Here is an 18,286-nt window from a genome sequence, read left to right on the forward strand (position 1 = left end):
CGTTCCACGGCGGCCCCGCGGCCTCAAGGGCTGTTTCCGGAGCACCGGCCGGGGCGCGCCGTCACCCGGCGGGCGCCGGCCCGGAGGATTCCCGTACGACCAGTTCGACGGGGAGCTCGACCGGGACCGGAGCCTTCCCCTCCAGGGTCGCGAGGAGGGCGCGCATGCCCTGCTCGCCGACCTCCTCCGCCGGGAGGCGCACCGTGGTCAGCTCGGGCTCGACGGCGGTGGCGAGGGCGAAGTCGTCGAAGCCGGTGACCGAGAGGTCCTCGGGGACCCGCAGCCCCAGCCGCCGCGCGGCCTTGCAGGCGCCCGCGGCCAGCAGGTCCCCGTCGCAGACGAGAGCGGTGGGCCGGGGCCCGGGGCCGGTCAGGAGCCGGTGGGCGGCCTCGCGCGCCGCGTTCACGTCGAACGGGACCCGGGCGGTGTCGGGGGCCGCGCCGAGGGCCTCGGCGAGGGAGCGGGCGCGCACCTCGAAGGTCCAGGAGTCGACGGCGGAGGCGAGATGGGCGTACCGCCGGTGCCCGAGGCCGAGGAGGTGGTCCGCGATCTGCCGGATTCCGTCGCCGATGGCGAGATTGACATGGGCGGCGGCTTCCCGGTCGGCGGGGTCGCTGTCCAGCATCACCAGGGGGAGGTCCGTTCCGCGCAGGGGGCCGAGCGCGGCGGCGGCCATGGAGGAGGCGATGACGCCGTCGAGCGCGGCCCGCGCCGAGGCGAAGGGGTCCCTGGCGGGCCCGGTGCCGTCGGGCGAGGGGTAGACGACCACGCCGAAGCCGTGCCGTTCGGCGACGGCGGCGGCCCCGGTGTAGACCCGGGCGAAGAACTCGTTGGTGAGCGCGGGAACGACCAGCAGGGCGGTTCTGGTGTGGCCGAGCCGGAGGCTGCGCGCGGCGAGATTGGGCCGGTACCCCAGGCCCCGGGCGGCGTCGCGCACCGCCCCCGCGGTCCGCTCGGAGACCCTGCCGCGCCATTTGTCCCCGAGGACGAGGGAGACCGTCGCCTGCGAGACCCCGGCGGCCCGCGCGACATCGCGGCTGGTGGGACGGTGTGCCGGGGCGCCGCCGGCGGAGGTCTGGGCGCCGGGCGGCGGCCAGGGGCCCGATCCGTCGCCGCCGTGCGCGAGCTCCCGTTGCCGCTCTGCCATGGTGCCGTCCTCCGCCGTCGCGCCGCCCGCGTTCCGCGCGGCTGTCCGCACGTCCGCGGCGTGGCGGCGCTGTGGACCCGCGGACTGCCGCCATGGTACGTATGACTCCGGCACGTTATACGTAACACCCCGGTCGGCCGGGGGAGAGGGGCGGGACATGGCCACCGAGGCCACGGGATACGCGGACATCCTCAAGGCACCGCACGCCGCACGGCTGCTGGCCGGAACCCTCGTGGGCCGGCTGCCCCACGCCACCGGGCCGGTCGCCATCGTGCTCTTCACCCGGGCGGAGGGCGGCGGCTACAGCCTCGCGGGCGGCCTCGCCGCCGTGCACGGGATAGCCACCGCCGTGGGGCAGCCGCTGCTGGGGCGCGCCGTCGACCTCCGGGGCCAGTTGCGGGTGCTGCTCCCGGCCGCCGTGGTGTCCGCGCTCGGGATGGTGCTGTTCGCCGTCGCCGGGACCGGCTCGCTGCCCCTCGCGTACGCGGCCGTCGCCGTGGCCGGGCTCTTCACCCCGCCGCTCGAAGGGGGGCTGCGGGCGCTGTGGCCGAGCGTGCTGGGGCGGGAGGACCGGGTGCACCGGGCGTACGCCCTGGACGCGGTCGCCCAGGAGATCATGTACACGGTCGGCCCGCTGCTGATCACCCTCTTCGTCGCGTTCTGGTCCGCCGGTGCCGCGCTGGTGGTGATCAATGTCATCGGGCTGCTCGGAGCGCTCGCCGTGGTCCTCTCCGCACCCTCCCGCGCCTGGCGCTCTGCTCCCCGCGAGGCGCACTGGCTGGGGGCGCTGCGCTCGCCGGGGCTGCTGGCGCTGCTCGGCTCCTTCTTCTTCGTCGGTCTCGCCCTCGGCTCGATCACCGTCGCCGGGATCGCCTACGCCGACGACCACGGCCGGGGCGCGGTCTACGGCTGGCTGCTGGCCGCGCTGAGCTTCGGCGCCCTGGTCGGCGGGGTGTTCTACGGCTCCCGGGGCTGGAGCGGCCCGCCCGAGCGGCGGCTGCGGATCATCGTCGCGCTGCTGGCGCTCGGCTATCTGCCGCTGGCGCTGACGCCCGGGGTGGTCGCGATGACCGCGCTCTCCGTGCTCGCCGGGCTCTTCCTCGCGCCCGCGCTCGCCTGTGCCTTCGTCGCCGTGGACCGGCACGCGCCGCGCGGCACGGTCACCGAGGCGTTCTCGTGGCTGGTGACCACCTTCGGCGTGGGAGCGGCGGCCGGCACCGCGGCGGCGGGCCCCGCCGTCGAGTCGGGCTCCACCGCGTGGGGATTCGTGGTCACCGGCGCGGGCGGAATCGCGGCGCTCGCCGTTCTGCTGGCCACGCGGCGGGCCCTCGCCGAGCCGGAGCCGGGGGCGGGGATCGCGCTCCCGGCCGGTGACCCCCCGGCCCGGTCAGCCGAAAATGATCGCAATGGTGCCGCCGAACCCGGTTTCAGCTCAGGCGTTGAGGCGTAATGTTCAGACATGGACCGCCGCATTTTCGGGCTGGAGAACGAGTACGGCGTCACGTGCACGTTCAGGGGACAGCGCCGACTGTCACCTGACGAAGTGGCGCGCTACCTCTTCCGCCGAGTTGTCTCCTGGGGCCGCAGCAGCAATGTCTTCCTGCGGAACGGCGCCCGCCTCTACCTCGACGTGGGCTCGCATCCGGAGTACGCCACACCGGAATGCGACAACGTGACCGAGCTGGTCACCCATGACAAGGCCGGTGAGCGGATTCTCGAAGGTCTGCTCGTCGACGCCGAACGCCGCCTGCACGAGGAGGGAATCGCGGGCGACGTCTATCTCTTCAAGAACAACACCGACTCGGCGGGAAACTCCTACGGCTGCCACGAGAACTATCTCGTCGCCCGCCACGGGGAATTCTCCCGGCTCGCGGACATCCTCATCCCCTTCCTGGTCACCCGGCAGCTGCTCTGCGGCGCGGGCAAGGTGCTCCAGACCCCGCGCGGCGCGGTCTACTGCGTCAGCCAGCGCGCCGAGCACATCTGGGAGGGCGTCAGCTCGGCGACCACCCGCTCGCGCCCCATCATCAACACCCGGGACGAGCCGCACGCGGACGCCGAGCGCTACCGCAGGCTCCATGTCATCGTCGGCGACTCCAACATGTCCGAGACGACCATGCTCCTCAAGGTCGGCGCGACCGATCTGGTGCTGCGCATGATCGAGGCGGGCACGGTGATGCGCGATCTGACCCTGGAGAACCCGATCCGGGCGATCCGCGAGGTCAGCCATGACATCACCGGCCAGCGCAAGGTGCGGCTGGCCAGCGGCCGTGAGGCCTCCGCCCTGGAGGTCCAGCGGGAGTACTACGAGAAGGCGGTGGACTTCGTCGACCGCCGGGGCATCCGCACCGGCACCGTCGAGCAGGTGCTCGAACTCTGGGGCCGCACGCTGGACGCGATCGAGGCGGAGGACCTGGACCGCATCGGCACCGAGATCGACTGGGTCATGAAGTACCAGCTCATCGAGAGGTACCGGGCCAAGCACAACATGACCATGTCCCACCCCCGGGTCGCGCAGATAGACCTCGCGTACCACGACATCCACCGCCGCCGCGGCCTCTACTACCTGCTGGAGCGCAAGGGCCAGGCCGCCCGGATCTGCAACGACCTGAAGATCTTCGAGGGCAAGTCGGTGCCCCCGCAGACCACCAGGGCACGGCTGCGCGGCGACTTCATCCGGCGGGCCCAGGAGCAGCGGCGGGACTTCACCGTCGACTGGGTCCACCTCAAGCTCAACGACCAGGCGCAGCGCACGGTGCTCTGCAAGGACCCGTTCCGCTCGGTGGACGACCGGGTGGAAAAGCTCATCGCCGGCATGTAGCCGCCGGGCGGGCGGGGCACACGGCCGACGGCCGTACGCCAGTGCCCATCGGTACCCGTCGGTATCCGCCGGTCGGCCGGAACGTCACCGGGGCCCCGTACGTTGCTCGTACGGGGCCCTCGGCACGTCCTAGAGTGTCGAGGAATCCAATCCGACGTCTGAGATCTGAGGAACACGTGCGCCGATTCGCCGGCCTTCTTGTCATCCCCGCGCTGCTGCTCTCGACAGCCGCATGCGGAAGCAGCGAGGACAAGGACAAGGGCTCCGACTCCATCGCGTCCCAGGGCGGGCTGCCCGCCATCACCGACGGCGCCAAGTTCGGCGAGAAGCCGACGCTGGCGAAGGGGGAGGGCACTCCGCCGAAGAAGCTGAAGGTGGAGGTCCTCAGCGAGGGCAAGGGCGCCGTCCTCAAGAAGGGCGACCAGACCCAGGTGAACTACCTGGGCCAGGTGTGGGACGAGACCAAGCCCTTCGACAACAGCTTCGACCGAGGCGCCCCCTTCGCCGTCACCGTCGGCGGCCAGGGTGTGATCCCGGGCTGGCAGGAGGCGCTGAAGGGCCAGAAGATCGGCAGCCGTCTGGAGGTGTCGATCCCGCCGGAGCTGGCCTACGGCGCCCAGGGACAGAACGGCATCAAGCCCAACGCCACCCTGGTCTTCGTCATGGACATCGTGAAGAACGTCCCGGCCTCCGCCAAGGGCACCGAGGTCCCGCAGAAGGACGCCGCCCTGCCGAAGGTGGGCGTGAACACCGACGGCAAGGCCCCCTCGGTGAAGATCCCCAAGACGGACCCGCCGTCGAAGCTGGTCTCCAACTACGTCCTGGAGGGCACCGGCCCCGCGCTGACCGACAAGGACACCGTGGTCGCGAAGTACGACGCCTTCATCTGGAAGGACGGCAAGCAGTTCGGCAGCACCTACCCGACGGACACGACCGCGACCTGGGCGCTGTCCCAGATCCCGCTGGAGGGCCTGAAGGAAGGGCTGGCCGGGAAGAAGGTCGGCAGCCGGGTGCTGCTGGTGATCCCGCCGGACAAGGGCTTCGGCACCAAGGAGGAGAACGGCGTGCCCAAGAACTCCACCCTGGTCTTCACCGTCGATCTGCTGACGAAATAGGGGCCGCGCGCGGCCGTGCCCCGGGCCGATGAGCCCGGCACGGCCGCGCCCCCCGTGCCGGGACCGTCTTCGCCGGGTGAGGATGAAAGACTGTCCCGGTTGCCCGTACATCATTTCTTGAGGAGCAGTTCAGTGAGCATCGACAAGCCCGAGATCGACTTCCCCGAGGGCAATCCGCCGGCGGACCTGGAGATCAAGGACCTCTGGGAGGGCGACGGCCAGGAGGCCAAGGCGGGCGACTTCGTCACCGTCCACTACGTGGGCGTGTCCTTCTCCACCGGTGAGGAGTTCGACGCCTCCTGGAACCGCGGCCAGACGTTCAAGTTCCAGCTCGGCGCCGGACAGGTCATCGCCGGCTGGGACCAGGGTGTCCAGGGCATGAAGACCGGCGGCCGCCGCCGGCTGACCATCCCCGCGCACCTCGCGTACGGCGACCGCGGCGCGGGCGGCCGGATCAAGCCGGGCGAGACGCTGATCTTCGTGGTCGACCTGATCGCGGTCTGATCCGGCGCCGTCCGCGGCCGGCGCGAGGCCCGTGCTCCCCCGGGGAGCACGGGCCTCGGCTTTGTCCCGACACCCCGGGGCGGTACGGTCGTCAGGGCGGACGCGACTCGGGCAGAAGAGCGCGCAGAGCAGAAGAGGTGCGGGGCGTCGATGGCCATTGCCAAGGCCGAGCGGCTGATGAATCTGGCGCTGTGCCTGCTCGGTACGAGGCGCCCGCTCAGCAAGCGTGAGCTGCGGGCCTCCATCGAGGCCTATCTGGAGGCCGGCGCGGACGACGCCTTCAACCGGATGTTCGAGCGCGACAAGGACGATCTCCGCGAGCTGGGCCTGGTCATCGCGACGGTGGAGAACCTCGACGGCGAGGTCGGCTATCTCGCCCGCCGCGACAGCAACCGGCTGCCGCCGATCACCCTGGACGGCGAGGAGGCGGCGGCGCTGGGCCTCGCGGCCCGGGTCTGGCAGCAGGCCAGGCTCGCCGGCGCCGCCAGCGGCGCCCTCCAGAAACTGCGCGCGGCCGGGATGCCGGAGGCGGACGACGCCTTCGACGCCCAGCCCAGCGCGCTGGAGCCGCGCATTCCGGTGCATGAGGCCGCCTTCGAGCCGCTGATGCTCGCCTGCCGTGACCGCAGGCCCGTGATCTTCGACTACCGCAAGGCCACCGCCGCCACCCCGGCGCAGCGCCAGGTCGAGCCCTGGACCCTGGAGTGCTGGCGCGGCCACTGGTATCTCGCGGGCTGGGACCGCGACCGGGGCGCCGAACGGGTCTTCCGGCTCTCCCGGATCACCGGCCGGGTCCGCTCCCGCGCCGGCGCCTTCACCGCGCCCGTGCCCGATGTGGTGACCGTGCGGGAGACCGTGGAGAGCTGGGCGGGGGAGACCGCCACCCGCACCGCGCGGATCAGGCTCCGCTCCGGCTGCGGCTACCCACTGCGCGCCAGGGCCCGGTCGGTGCGGGAACTCGGCGGGGGCTGTGACGAGTTGGAGATTCCGTACGGACACGGTCTGGACGCCTGGCTGGTGGAGTTCGGCCCCGACGCCGTGGTGGTGGGACCCGCGGATCTGCGGGCCGATGTGATGGACCGGCTGCGCGCCGTGGCCCAGGGCTGAGGGGAGTCGTCGATCATGGCTGCCAACGCCATTGACCAGACCCGGCGGATGCTGTCGCTGGTGACCTATCTGCGGGAGCGCCCCGGCGCCCGCGTCGGGGATGTCGCCCGCGCCTTCGGCATCACCGAGGACGAGCTGATCTCCGACCTCGACGTCCTGCCCATGTGCGGGACCAGCTTCCGCGGCGGCGATCTGCTCGACATCGACACCGACGGCGACCGCATCTGGTGGCACAACCCCGACGATGTCGCCGAGCCGCTGCGGCTCGCCGCCGACGAGGCGACCGCGCTGCTGGTCGCGGCGCGCGCCGTGGCCACCCTGCCGGGGCTGCGCGAGGGCGACCGGGAGGCGCTGCTGCGCGCCACCGCCAAGCTGGAGACGGCGGCGGGCGAGGCCGCCGGCGCGTCCTCCCGGCTCTCGGTGACCTTCGAGTCCGAGGGCGGTGTCTTCGCCGAGGTGGACCGGGCGATCTCGGAGCGGCGCCGGCTGTGGCTGCGCTACTACTCGCCCGCCCGGGACGAGCTGACCGAGCGCGAGGTCGACCCGATCCGGCTCTTCGCCGTGGGCCACACCTATATGGAGGCCTGGTGCCGGCTCTCGGAGGCCCGCCGGACCTTCCGGCTGGACCGGGTCGCCGAGATCCGGCTGCTGGACGCCCCCTCGGCGCCGCCCGAGATCGAGCTGCGGGATCTCTCCGAGGGGCTGGTGCAGCCCTCCGCCGACGATCCCGAGGTGGTGATCGAGGTGGAGCCCGCCGGCCGCTGGGTCGCCGAGTACTACCCGCACGACAGTGCCGAGGAACTCCCCGGCGGCGGTCTGCGCGTCACCCTGCGGACGCCGTCCCCCGCCTCGCTGCGCCGTCTCGCGCTGCGGCTGGGCCAGGACGGGCGGATCGTGGCACCGCGGGACCTGGCGGAGAGCGCCCGCACGGCGGCGCGCGAGGCCCTCGCGGCCTACGAGAGCGGAACCGGGGACGCCCTCGCCGCCCCGGTGTACGAGAGCGCCGGCCCCGCCACCACCGGAGCGGGCGGCTGATGGCCGCCGGTGCCCGGCCGGCGGCCGGGAGCGCGGGGCCCGCGACGGTCGAGGAACGTACCGCCCCCGCCGGGCGGGGAGAGGGAGGTTCACCACCCATGTCGCTGATGTCGGAGATCGCGGCCTCGATGGGCCCGGTGCACTTCCGGGCCGCCTGCCCCGACTGCCGCGCCAGTTTCGAGCTGTCCGCCGAGTCGCTGCGGCTGGCGATCGGCGCCAGCCACCGTACGACCTTCTACTCCTTCACCTGCCCCGAGTGCGGCGCGTCCGTGCGCAAGCCCGCCGGGGAGCGGATCGTCGAACTGCTCACCGGCGGCGGCGTGCGCACCCTCCGTCTCACCCCCGGCTCCGGAACGGTCTAGGTTCTTCCCTCATGCTCTGGCCCATGATCGCCATCGCCCTCGGCTTCCTCGGGACGGCCGTGCTCGCCGTCCTCGGCATCCGGGTCTTCATCGAGGCCCAGCGCCTGGGCCGGGAGGTCGCCCGCACCGCGGAGCGGATCAGCCGCGCCTCCGAGGACCTGGAGCGGGCGGCGGCGAGGCTGGCCCGGACCGGGGAGACCCTCCGCCCCTGACCGCCGGGTCCGGGAACCGGCGGTGTGGATGGCTGGTACAGATGGTGGCCGGCGGACCCTGATACACGGCTCCGGCGACCGGTACCCTGAAGGGCGGCGGTCCATGTGATGAGGCACCGGACGCCGGCGGGAGTCTGCGGGGGGATTGCCCTGTGTTCACCCGTGAGAGTTACGATCGCACGTGGCTGTGGCCTGGATCTCCCGGTCACGGCCTCAGCTCAGACCATGCCGCCTCGGTGAGAAGGTAGACCAGAATTATGCCGAACCTCGGTCCGTTGGAGATTGTTCTCATCCTCCTCGTCGTCATCCTCCTCTTCGGCGCCAAGAAGCTTCCGGACATGGCCCGTTCCCTCGGGAAGTCGGCGCGCATCCTGAAGAGCGAGGCCCGGCAGATGAAGTCCGAGGGGCAGCCGGCCGCCGCGCCCGCCGAGCCGAAGGACCAGGACCCGGTCCAGCCCGCTCCCCGGACCATCCAGGCGTCGCCCGGCGATGTGCAGAGCGCCCGCCCCGTCGCCGAGCCCACCGACTCCGCCCAGCGCTGACCACCCAGGCCGTCTCCCGTCAGGGCGGTCGGTCCGCACGCACGAGATGAGGACGTGGGTTGCTCAAGCCTGCCCGCTCGAAGAACACGGCGAAGGACCCCGAGGGGCGGATGCCGCTCGCCGAGCATCTGCGTGAGCTGCGCAACCGGCTCGCCAAGGGGCTGCTGGCGATCGTTGTCATGAGCATCATCGCGGCCTTCTACAACAAGCAGCTGATGGACTTCCTCGCCGCGCCCGTACCGGCGTGCGAGCCGGGTGAGTCCAACTCCGGCGGCCAGTGCGCCAACATCGTCTTCAACAAGCTGCTGTCGCCCTTCACCACCACGGTCAAGGTGACCCTGCTGGCCGGTGTCGTACTCTCCTGCCCGATCTGGCTCTACCAGCTCTGGGCGTTCGTCGCGCCCGGCCTGCACAGGAGCGAGAAGAAGTACACGTACTACTTCGTCGCCGCGGCCGTCCCGCTCTTCCTCTCCGGCGCCTATCTCGCCTACCTGGTCATGCCGATCAGCTTCGAGATGCTGCTGAAGATCACCCCCGACGCCGCGGGCAACCTCCTCGAACTCGACGACGTCCTCGACTTCTCCGTCCGGATGGTGCTGGTCTTCGGACTCGCCTTCGAACTGCCGCTGATCCTGATCATGCTGAATCTGGTCGGCATGGTCACCGGCCGCCGCATGGCCGGCTGGTGGCGCGGTGTGGTGATGGGGGTCTTCGTCTTCGGCGCGGTCGCCACCCCCACCACGGACCCGATCGGCATGATGGCCCTCTCCGGCCCGATCGTCGTGCTCTACTACGCGGCCGTGGGCTTCTCCCTCCTCAACGACAAGCGCCGTGCCCGCAACGATCCCGACGCCGCGCTCGACGACGACGAGGCCGCCCCGCTCGACCTCGACCCGGACGGTGTCGCGGCGGTCGAGCCCGTGACCGCCTCCCGCGCACTGCCCGAGCAGGCGAGCGGCGAATCGGACGGCGCCCGCTCGCACCGGGTCAACGGCTACGACGACATCACCTGAGACCGGACGGCGGCACCGGCCGGGGGTGTGAGCCCCCGGCCCGCCTCCGGGGGTGCAGTAACGTCACGCGGGTGACCAGCGAGATCACCCTCTTCGTGAATCCCACCGCCGGACGCGGCCGGGGCGCGCGGGCCGCGCAGCCCGCCGCCCGGACACTGCGGAACGCCGGATTCTCCGTCCGTACCATCCTCGGCGAGGACTCTCCCGACGCGCTGCGCCGGGCCCGCGAGGCCGTCGGCGCCGGCACCGGCGCGCTGATAGCCGTCGGCGGCGACGGTCTGATGTCGCTGGCGCTCCAGGCCGTCGCCGGGACCCCCACCCCGCTCGGTGTGATCGCCGTCGGCACCGGCAACGACTTCGCCCGCTCGCTCGGGCTGCCGCTCCGCGACCCCGCCCGCGCCGCCGGACTGATCGCGGCGGCGCTCCGCGGCGGGACGGTCCGGCGGATCGACCTGGGGCGGGTGGGGGAGACCTGGTTCGGCACCATCCTCGCCTCCGGCTTCGACTCCCGGGTGAACGACCGGGGCAACCGGATGCGGCTGCCCGTCGGCCGGTTCCGCTACGACCTGGCGATGCTCGCCGAACTGGCGGCGCTGCGCCCCATCCCGTACCGGATCACCCTCGACGGCGGCCGGACCAGGGAGATCGAGGCCACCCTCGTCGCCGTGGGCAACGGCGGCTCCTACGGGGGCGGGATGCGGATGTGCGCGGGGGCGGAACTGGACGACGGCCTTCTCGATGTCACCGTGGTCGCGGAGTGCGACCGGAAGACCCTGCTCCGGGTGTTCCCGAGGGTGTACCGGGGGACCCATCTGAGCCACCCGAGGGTCAGTGTGCACCGGGCCCGCTCCGTCGAGCTGGCGGCGCCCGGGATCAGCGGGTACGCCGACGGGGAGCGGCTGGGGCCGCTGCCGCTGACGGCCGAGTGCGTACCCGGCGCGGTGGGGGTGCTGACGGCTCCGGGGGCGGCACGGGGCTGACGACCGCCGGGGTGGGGCGCGGGGCGCGGGGCTCCGTGGCACGGGTGCGGGTGCGGGCGCGGGACCGGCCGGCCCGTGGTCCGGGCCGGGCCTTCGTCGGGTCGCGTGTCGGCTGCCGGCCTGGGCTCCGGCCGGTGCCCGTCCGGCTGTCGGTCGTGCCTTCGGCCGGTTCCGGTCCGTGGGCATGGCCGGGCCTCCGTCCGGTCGAGTGTCGGTTTCCGGTGGGGCCTTCGCCGGGTCGCGCATCGGCTCCTGGTGGTGCCTTGGGCCGGTGCCGGTCCGGCTGCCGGTGGTGCCTCCGGCCGGTCCCGGTCCGGCTTCCCGAGGTGCCTCCGGCCGGCTCCCGGGGTCGTTGCCGGGGAGGTCACGGGCGGGTGCCGGGGCGGGCCGGGGCATTAAGCCCGCGCTGACTGTCGTACCTCTTGGGTAGGCTCGTGAGCAAGATGACCGAGGATCTCTCCCCCGCCGAGCGCTATGCCGCCGCCCGCATCCGCGCCGCCGAGGAGGCCACCGCGCTGGCCCCCTTCCGCGAGATGTACGAATTCGACCTGGACCCCTTCCAGATCGAAGCCTGTCAGGCCCTGGAAGCGGGCAGGGGTGTGCTCGTCGCCGCGCCCACCGGCTCAGGGAAGACCATCGTCGGCGAATTCGCCGTCCACCTCGCCCTCCAGCAGGGCCGCAAGTGCTTCTACACCACCCCCATCAAGGCCCTCTCCAACCAGAAGTACACCGATCTCGCCAAGCGCTACGGCGCGGACAAGGTCGGCCTGCTCACCGGCGACAACAGTGTCAACGCCGATGCGCCGGTGGTCGTGATGACCACCGAGGTCCTGCGGAACATGCTCTACGCGGGCTCGAACTCCCTGCTCGGCCTCGGCCATGTGGTCATGGACGAGGTGCACTACCTCTCCGACCGCTTCCGGGGCGCCGTCTGGGAGGAAGTGATCATTCACCTCCCCGAGTCGGTGACCCTGGTGTCACTGTCGGCGACCGTCTCCAACGCCGAGGAGTTCGGCGACTGGCTGGACACCGTCCGCGGCGACACCGCGGTGATCGTCTCCGAGCACCGGCCCGTGCCGCTCTGGCAGCACGTGATGGCGGGCCGCCGGATGTACGACCTCTTCGAGGAGGAGAGCGACCACGGCGGGCGCGGCACCGGCCGGCGCGAGGTCAACCCCGATCTCGTCCGGCTGGCCCGGATGGAGAACCAGCGCGGCTACAACCCGCGCGACCGCCGCCGCGGCAAGATGGTCCGCGAGGCCGACCGGGAGCGGGAGCGCCGCCAGCGCAGCCGGATCTGGACCCCGGGCCGCCCCGAGGTCATCGACCGGCTGGACGCGGAGGGGCTGCTGCCCGCGATCACCTTCATCTTCAGCCGCGCGGGCTGCGAGGCCGCCGTGCAGCAGTGCCTCCACGCCGGGCTGCGGCTCAACAACGACGCCGCGCGGGCCCGGGTCCGCGAGATCGTCGAGGAGCGGACCGCCGCCATCCCCACCGAGGACCTCCATGTCCTCGGCTACTACGAATGGCTGGAGGGCCTGGAGCGGGGCATCGCCGCGCACCACGCCGGCATGCTGCCGACCTTCAAGGAGGTCGTCGAGGAGCTGTTCGTCCGGGGTCTGGTCAAGGCCGTGTTCGCCACCGAGACCCTCGCCCTCGGCATCAACATGCCCGCGCGCTCGGTGGTCCTGGAGAAGCTCGTCAAGTGGAACGGCGAGCAGCACGCGGACATCACCCCCGGCGAGTACACCCAGCTCACCGGCCGGGCCGGCCGGCGCGGGATCGATGTCGAGGGCCATGCGGTGGTGCTGTGGCAGCGGGCGATGGACCCGGCCGCCCTCGCGGGCCTCGCCGGCACCCGGACGTATCCGCTCCGCTCCAGCTTCCGGCCGTCGTACAACATGGCGGTCAATCTGGTGCAGCAGTTCGGGCGGCACCGCTCGCGCGAGCTGCTGGAGACCTCGTTCGCGCAGTTCCAGGCGGACCGCTCGGTCGTCGGCATCTCCCGCCAGGTGCAGAAGAACGAGACGGGCCTGGAGGGCTACCGCGAGGGCATGACCTGCCACCTCGGCGACTTCGAGGAGTACGCGCGGCTGCGCCGCGACCTCAAGGACCGGGAGACGGAGCTGGCCAAGCAGGGCGCGGCGCAGCGCAGGGCCGCCGCGGCCGGCTCGCTGGAGAAGCTGAAGCCGGGGGATGTCATCCATGTCCCCACCGGAAAGTTCGCCGGGCTGGCGCTCGTCCTCGACCCGGGGATTCCGGCCGGCCGCTCCCCTGGTCACGGCCACCGGGGCTTCGAGATGAACGACGGGCCCCGCCCTCTGGTGCTCACCGCCGAACGGCAGGTCAAGCGGCTGGCGTCGATCGACTTCCCGGTGCCGGTGGAGGCGCTGGAGCGGATGCGGATTCCCAAGTCGTTCAACGCGCGCTCACCGCAGTCACGGCGGGATCTGGCCTCCGCGCTGCGGACCAAGGCCGGTCACATCGTCCCCGACCGGCACCACAGGTCGAGGTCCGCGGCGGCCGACGACCGCGAGATCGCCCGGCTCCGGGCCGCGCTGCGGGCCCACCCCTGCCACGGCTGCGACGAGCGGGAGGACCACGCCCGCTGGGCCGAGCGGTACCACCGCCTCCAGCGCGACACCCAGCAGCTGGAGCGCCGGATCGAGGGGCGCACCAACACCATCGCCCGCACCTTCGACCGGATCGTGGCCCTGCTGACGGAGCTGGACTACCTCCGGGGCAATGAGGTCACGGAGCACGGCAAGCGGCTGGCCCGGCTGTACGGGGAGCTGGATCTGCTCGCGAGCGAGTGTCTGCGCGAGCGGGTCTGGGACGGGCTGAGCCCGGCGGAGCTGGCGGCCTGTGTCTCGGCGCTGGTCTACGAGGCCCGTCAGTCGGACGACGCGGTGGCCCCGAAGGTCCCGGGCGGCAAGGCCAAGGAGGCGCTCGCCGAGATGGTCCGCATCTGGGGCCGGCTCGACGCCCTGGAGGAGGACTTCAAGATCAACCAGGCGGAGGGTGTGGGCCAGCGCGAACCGGACCTCGGTTTCGCCTGGGCGGCGTACCAGTGGGCGTCCGACAAGAGCCTGGACGAGGTGCTGCGCGAGGCGGAGATGCCCGCGGGGGACTTCGTGCGCTGGACCAAGCAGGTCATCGACGTCCTGGGCCAGATCGCCGCCGCCGCCCCGGCCGACGGCGGCACGGTCGCGAGGAATGCCCGGAAGGCCGTGGAGTCGCTGCTGCGGGGTGTGGTGGCCTACAGCTCGGTGGGGTGAGAAGGCGGCCCTTCCGGCGGGAGCGGCGCCGGGAGGCGCCGGGAGGCCCCGGGAGGCCCCGGGAGGCCCCGGGCGCCCGGGGCCTCCGCCCGGTGCTCGCCTTCCGGTTCCGCGAACGGGGAGCGGACGCATCGCGCGGGCGCCGCGAGGCGGGGGACGAGGCGGCGCGGCGGTGCCCCGGGCCGGGGGTGCCTCACCGTGACCGGCCGGGGTGCTCACCCTCACCGGCCGGGGTGCCGCTCAGCGCGGCCCCGGCCCGGCCCGGCCCGGCGCGCGCGGCCCGACTCCTTCCCGGGGAGTGACTCCGCGCGGGCCGGCCCCGCCCTCCCCCGACGGGGCGGGGCCGGCCCGGCCGGTCAGGGCACCAGCTCCCGGTCCTCCCGGTCCTCCCGGTCCCCGGCGCCCTCGCTGTTCCCCGGGGCCGCCTCCGGGCCGCCCGGCTTCCCGCTGTTCCCGGTGCGCAGCCGGAGGGAGAGGGCCGTGCCCAGGGCCCCGGACACCAGGACGGCGGCCAGGGCGGTGAGGGTCGCGGCGTCCGGGTGGATCAGCGGCTGGCCGCGCAGCGCCTGCCAGGTGGTGAGGGCGATCAGCGCCGCGTAGACCCCGGAGGCCGTCAGGACCAGCCGCAGCCGGACCCGCTCGTCACGGAGCCGGGGCAGCCGGGAGGCGAGCAGCAGCAGTCCGAGCAGCAGCAGGGGCAGCAGCTGAAGGGCGTGCATCCCCACGAAGTGCGGGATGCGCAGATCCCCGCCGGTGGTGGACCAGCCGGTCAGCGGCATGCCGGGGCCGCCGTCGGCCACGCCCACGGCATGGCCTCCGACGATGTCCGGGGTCTCACCGCGGTCCTCGGCCGCCGACTGCTCCTCGGTGGGGAAGGTCATCAGAAAGCCGAGCGCCGCGCCCGCCAGCGTGATCGCCGCGCCGAGCCGCAGGGCCCAGGCGGAAGCGGCGTCGGAGAGCCGGGAGCGGAAGAGCAGGATGGCGATGAGCAGACTCGCGCCCCAGAGCACCACGATGGTGTTGCCCATGATGCTCCAGAGCGTCTCGTCGAGTTCGGTCCCCTGGTTGTAGTGGCTCTGTCTGCCCCGGATGACCTGGGCGACGATGATCGCCATCTCGACGACCGTGGTCACCGCGACAGAGGTCCCGGCCCACCAGCCGGTGCGGCGGGCGCGGGTGCTCAGGGAGAGCATCCAGGCCAGTGAGAGTCCGTATATGCCAAAGGATATGGCGAATTTAAAGGCTTTCAGCCAGATGGGTGAACCGACGAGTGTGCGGTCGTCGGTGGCGAGGCCGACGGCGGAGACGACCGCCGTGAGAGCCATCAGCGCGGAGACGGCCAGGAGCGGCCGGTGCCAGGTGCGCCAGGAAGACATGGGTGTACCCCCCGTGGGTGATGGATAGTGGAGCTGTCCACTATCCGTTGTGCCCACTATCTATGATGGGGAGCGACAGGGGCAAGACGGAAAGGGCGAACGGGCCGTGCGCATTGGCGAGTTGAGCCGCAGGACCGGGGTTCCGGTGCCGACGATCAAGTACTACGTCCGGGAAGGGCTGCTCCCCGCAGGGCAGTTGACCAGCCCCAATCAGGCGTCCTACGGCGAGACCCACGAGCACAGGCTCCGGCTGATCCGGGCGCTGCTCGATGTCGGCGGGCTGAAGGTGTCCGCGATCGCGGAGGTGCTCGCGGCAGTGGACGATCCCGGCAGATCGGTCCATAAAATACTGGGCGTCGCCACCGATCTGCTGGTGGCCCGTTACCCGGAGAGCGGGGACGGGACATCGCTCGCGGCCTCCCGTGCCCAGGTGTCCGAGCTGATCGCACGGCGCGGCTGGCGGGTGGGGGAGGACTGTCCCGCGCGGGAGGCACTCGCCACGGCGCTGACGGCGCTGGAGCGCGTCGGGCACCAGGAGTTCGCCGGGGTGATGGACTCCTACGCCGACGCGGCGGAGATCGCCGCGCGCGCCGACCTCGGTTATGTGGGGGGCAGCGCGGGGGTCGACGCGGTGGTGGAGCGCGCGATCGTCGGCACGGTCCTGGGGGACGCGATGCTCGACGCCCTGCGCCATCTCGCCCAGGTGAGCATCTCGGCGGGGATGTACGAGGCCCGCCGCGCCGCCACGGAGGGAGCCGCGTCCGGGCCGGGGTGAGCGCCGCGCGGGGCCCGGGCCCGGGCTGCTCGGTCTCGCCGGCGAGCCGGGGCCTTCCGGCGGGCGGGCGGAGACGGGGGCGACCCCCGGCGCGGGTGCGGCCGGGGGTCGTCGAGGAGGGGGCGGTGGGTCAGGCGGCGGCTTCCTGTTCGCGCTCGACCTGGGCGTTCCACTCGCGCTTCACCTCGCGCCACGCCTCATCGGTCTTGCCGAGCCGCCAGTACCCCGAGATCGACAGGTGCTCGCGCGGCACCTGGCGCTCCAGGCGCAGATGGCGGCGGAGCTCCTTCACGAACCCCGCCTCGCCGTGCACAAAGGCGCACAACCGGCCCTCGGGGAACTCCAGCGCGGTCACCGCCGCCAGCAGCGCCTCGCCCACCGGGCGGCCCGCGCGGTGCAGCCAGCTGACGCCGACCCCGTCCGGCGTGACGATCTTCTGCTCGTCGGCGGATCCGTCGATCTCGACGAAGGCGTGCACCAGCGCGCCCGCCGGCATGTTCTCCAGCGCGGCGGCGATCGCGGGAAGCGCGCTCTCGTCGCCCACCAGCAGATGCCAGTCGGCGGCGGGGTCGGGTGCGTAACCCCCGGCGGGGCCGAGAATCCACAGGGTGTCACCGGTCTGCGCGCGCCCGGCCCAGGGGCCCGCGAGCCCCTCGTCGCCGTGGACCACGAAGTCGATCGTCAACTCGTTCCGGGCGGCGTCCCAGGCGCGCACGGTGTACGTGCGGTTGGCGGGCCACTGCTCGCGCGGGAACTCCGCCCGGATGCGGTCCACGTCGAACGGCTCGGGGTAGCTCACGCCCTCCGGCGCGAACAGGAGCTTCACATAGCTGTCGGTGGAGCCGTCGACAGCGAACCCCGCCAGCCCTTCACCGCCGAGGACGACCCGCACCATGTGCGGCGCGATCCGCTCGGTGTGGATCACCTGTGCCTCGTAGGCGGACGATGTCTTGCGGACGGGTTGCTCTGCCACGGCGGTCTCCCTCGAACTCCTAGGCTGCTTAGGCTTACCTAAGTTAGCACTACGGAAGTCGAATCTCAGCCCGGGGCGACCGGCGCGCTCACCGCCGAAGGGTCGTCAGGAGCCGCTGGAGCGCACCACCCAGCCCCCAGCGCGCCGCCAGTTCCTCCAGCGCCGCCGGGTCGCGCGGCTCCGTGGGCAGCGCGGGGTCGAAGGCGGGAAGTGCCACGTCGGACGCCACACGCACCACCGTCGGCGCCACCGCCACATACGCCCTGGCCTCGTCGAGCCGCCGGCGCTGGGAGGGGGTGAGCCTCGCCGCCGGGTCGTCCACGGCCGCCATGATCCCCGCGAGATCACCGAAGGCGTCCAGCAGCTTGGCCGCCGTCTTCTCGCCGATGCCGGGCACCCCCGGCAGCCCGTCGCTCGGGTCGCCTCGCAGCAGGGCCAGATCCACATAGCCGGGGCCGTCCACTCCGTACCTCTCGCGCAGCCATGCCTCGTCGGTGAGCTGGAGCGATCCCACTCCCTTGAGCGGGTAGAGCACCCGGCGCCCGCGCGCGTCGTCGACGAGCTGGAAGAGGTCGCGGTCACCGGTGACGATGTCCACCGGGCCGGAGGCGCGTGCCGTGAGGGTGCCGATCACATCGTCCGCCTCGTAGCCGTCGGCGCCGACCCGGGCGATACCGAGGGCGTCCAGCACCGCGGCGATCACCGGGACCTGGGGGGCGAGGGTGTCCGGGGTCTCCTCCTCGTCGGGCCCCGCCGCCGTCTCCACGGCGACCCGGTGCGCCTTGTACGAGGGGATCAGGTCGACCCGCCACTGGGGGCGCCAGTCGTTGTCCCAGCAGGCCACGAGGTCGTCCGGGTGGTGGTCCTGGACCAGCCGCGTGATGAATTCGAGCAGCCCGCGCACCGCGTTGACCGGGGTGCCGTCGGGGGCGCGGACGGAGTCGGGGACCCCGAAGTAGGCCCGGAAGTACAGGGAGGCGGTGTCGAGGAGCATCAGGCGTCGCGTCACACCCCGATCATGCCGCACCCCACCGACAGCGCCCCTC

General features: G+C 72.6%; 17 protein-coding genes. 13 read left to right on the plus strand and 4 right to left on the minus strand.

What is annotated here, in order from left to right; translation table 11 throughout:
* Nucleotides 1-61: 61 nt before the first annotated feature.
* Nucleotides 62-1,147: a LacI family DNA-binding transcriptional regulator gene (locus ABT122_RS22530; RefSeq protein WP_351555035.1), complete on the minus strand. Its 1,086-nt coding sequence runs from the start codon at nt 1,145-1,147 to the stop codon at nt 62-64.
* 157 nt (nt 1,148-1,304) lie between these two features.
* Here ABT122_RS22530 and ABT122_RS22535 point away from each other — a divergent pair, with 157 nt between their 5' ends.
* The 12 genes from ABT122_RS22535 (at nt 1,305) to ABT122_RS22590 (ending at nt 14,116) form a co-directional block, all read left to right on the plus strand.
* The gene (locus tag ABT122_RS22535; protein ID WP_351555038.1) at nt 1,305-2,597 is read left to right on the plus strand and encodes an MFS transporter; all 1,293 of its coding nucleotides are present in this window, start codon (nt 1,305-1,307) and stop codon (nt 2,595-2,597) included.
* A gap of 9 nt (nt 2,598-2,606) precedes the next feature.
* The gene (pafA, locus tag ABT122_RS22540; protein WP_351555041.1) at nt 2,607-3,968 is read left to right on the plus strand and encodes a Pup--protein ligase; all 1,362 of its coding nucleotides are present in this window, start codon (nt 2,607-2,609) and stop codon (nt 3,966-3,968) included.
* Nucleotides 3,969-4,144: 176 nt separating this feature from the next.
* Complete coding sequence (locus ABT122_RS22545) at nt 4,145-5,083, plus strand: FKBP-type peptidyl-prolyl cis-trans isomerase (RefSeq protein WP_351555043.1); 939 nt, start codon at nt 4,145-4,147, stop codon at nt 5,081-5,083.
* A 132-nt stretch (nt 5,084-5,215) separates the two neighbouring features.
* Nucleotides 5,216-5,587, plus strand: a complete 372-nt coding sequence (locus tag ABT122_RS22550; RefSeq protein WP_351555046.1) for an FKBP-type peptidyl-prolyl cis-trans isomerase — start codon at nt 5,216-5,218, stop codon at nt 5,585-5,587.
* A 150-nt stretch (nt 5,588-5,737) separates the two neighbouring features.
* Complete coding sequence (locus tag ABT122_RS22555) at nt 5,738-6,694, plus strand: helix-turn-helix transcriptional regulator (protein ID WP_351555048.1); 957 nt, start codon at nt 5,738-5,740, stop codon at nt 6,692-6,694.
* A gap of 15 nt (nt 6,695-6,709) precedes the next feature.
* Complete coding sequence (locus tag ABT122_RS22560) at nt 6,710-7,729, plus strand: helix-turn-helix transcriptional regulator (RefSeq protein ID WP_351555050.1); 1,020 nt, start codon at nt 6,710-6,712, stop codon at nt 7,727-7,729.
* 98 nt (nt 7,730-7,827) lie between these two features.
* Nucleotides 7,828-8,091, plus strand: a complete 264-nt coding sequence (locus ABT122_RS22565; protein WP_351555053.1) for a CpXC domain-containing protein — start codon at nt 7,828-7,830, stop codon at nt 8,089-8,091.
* A gap of 11 nt (nt 8,092-8,102) precedes the next feature.
* Complete coding sequence (locus tag ABT122_RS22570) at nt 8,103-8,303, plus strand: hypothetical protein (protein ID WP_351555056.1); 201 nt, start codon at nt 8,103-8,105, stop codon at nt 8,301-8,303.
* A gap of 257 nt (nt 8,304-8,560) precedes the next feature.
* Complete coding sequence (tatA, locus tag ABT122_RS22575) at nt 8,561-8,845, plus strand: Sec-independent protein translocase subunit TatA (protein WP_351555059.1); 285 nt, start codon at nt 8,561-8,563, stop codon at nt 8,843-8,845.
* Between the two features lie 110 nt (nt 8,846-8,955).
* The gene (gene tatC, locus ABT122_RS22580; RefSeq protein ID WP_351555133.1) at nt 8,956-9,858 is read left to right on the plus strand and encodes a twin-arginine translocase subunit TatC; all 903 of its coding nucleotides are present in this window, start codon (nt 8,956-8,958) and stop codon (nt 9,856-9,858) included.
* Nucleotides 9,859-9,929: 71 nt separating this feature from the next.
* Nucleotides 9,930-10,838 (plus strand): diacylglycerol kinase, encoded by a 909-nt coding sequence (locus ABT122_RS22585; protein ID WP_351555062.1) that lies wholly within the window; start codon nt 9,930-9,932, stop codon nt 10,836-10,838.
* Between the two features lie 443 nt (nt 10,839-11,281).
* On the plus strand, nt 11,282-14,116 hold the full coding sequence (locus ABT122_RS22590; RefSeq protein ID WP_351555136.1) for a DEAD/DEAH box helicase: 2,835 nt from the start codon (nt 11,282-11,284) through the stop codon (nt 14,114-14,116).
* A 356-nt stretch (nt 14,117-14,472) separates the two neighbouring features.
* Here the strand turns inward: ABT122_RS22590 and ABT122_RS22595 are convergent, their stop codons facing one another.
* A complete protein-coding gene (locus tag ABT122_RS22595) occupies nt 14,473-15,492 on the minus strand; it encodes a hypothetical protein (RefSeq protein ID WP_351555065.1) in 1,020 nt (339 codons plus the stop codon).
* A 145-nt stretch (nt 15,493-15,637) separates the two neighbouring features.
* Between ABT122_RS22595 and ABT122_RS22600 the strand changes: the two genes are divergently transcribed.
* On the plus strand, nt 15,638-16,267 hold the full coding sequence (locus tag ABT122_RS22600) for a MerR family transcriptional regulator (RefSeq protein WP_451066916.1): 630 nt from the start codon (nt 15,638-15,640) through the stop codon (nt 16,265-16,267).
* 130 nt (nt 16,268-16,397) lie between these two features.
* Here the strand turns inward: ABT122_RS22600 and ABT122_RS22605 are convergent, their stop codons facing one another.
* Nucleotides 16,398-17,240 (minus strand): siderophore-interacting protein, encoded by an 843-nt coding sequence (locus tag ABT122_RS22605; protein ID WP_351555071.1) that lies wholly within the window; start codon nt 17,238-17,240, stop codon nt 16,398-16,400.
* An 88-nt stretch (nt 17,241-17,328) separates the two neighbouring features.
* Entirely contained in the window at nt 17,329-18,234 is a 906-nt protein-coding gene (locus ABT122_RS22610) for a 5'-3' exonuclease (protein WP_351555139.1), read from the minus strand.
* Nucleotides 18,235-18,286 lie beyond the last annotated feature (52 nt).

It is taken from the genome of Streptomyces sp. NPDC001985 (genome assembly GCF_040296845.1).
GTDB lineage: Bacteria > Actinomycetota > Actinomycetes > Streptomycetales > Streptomycetaceae > Streptomyces.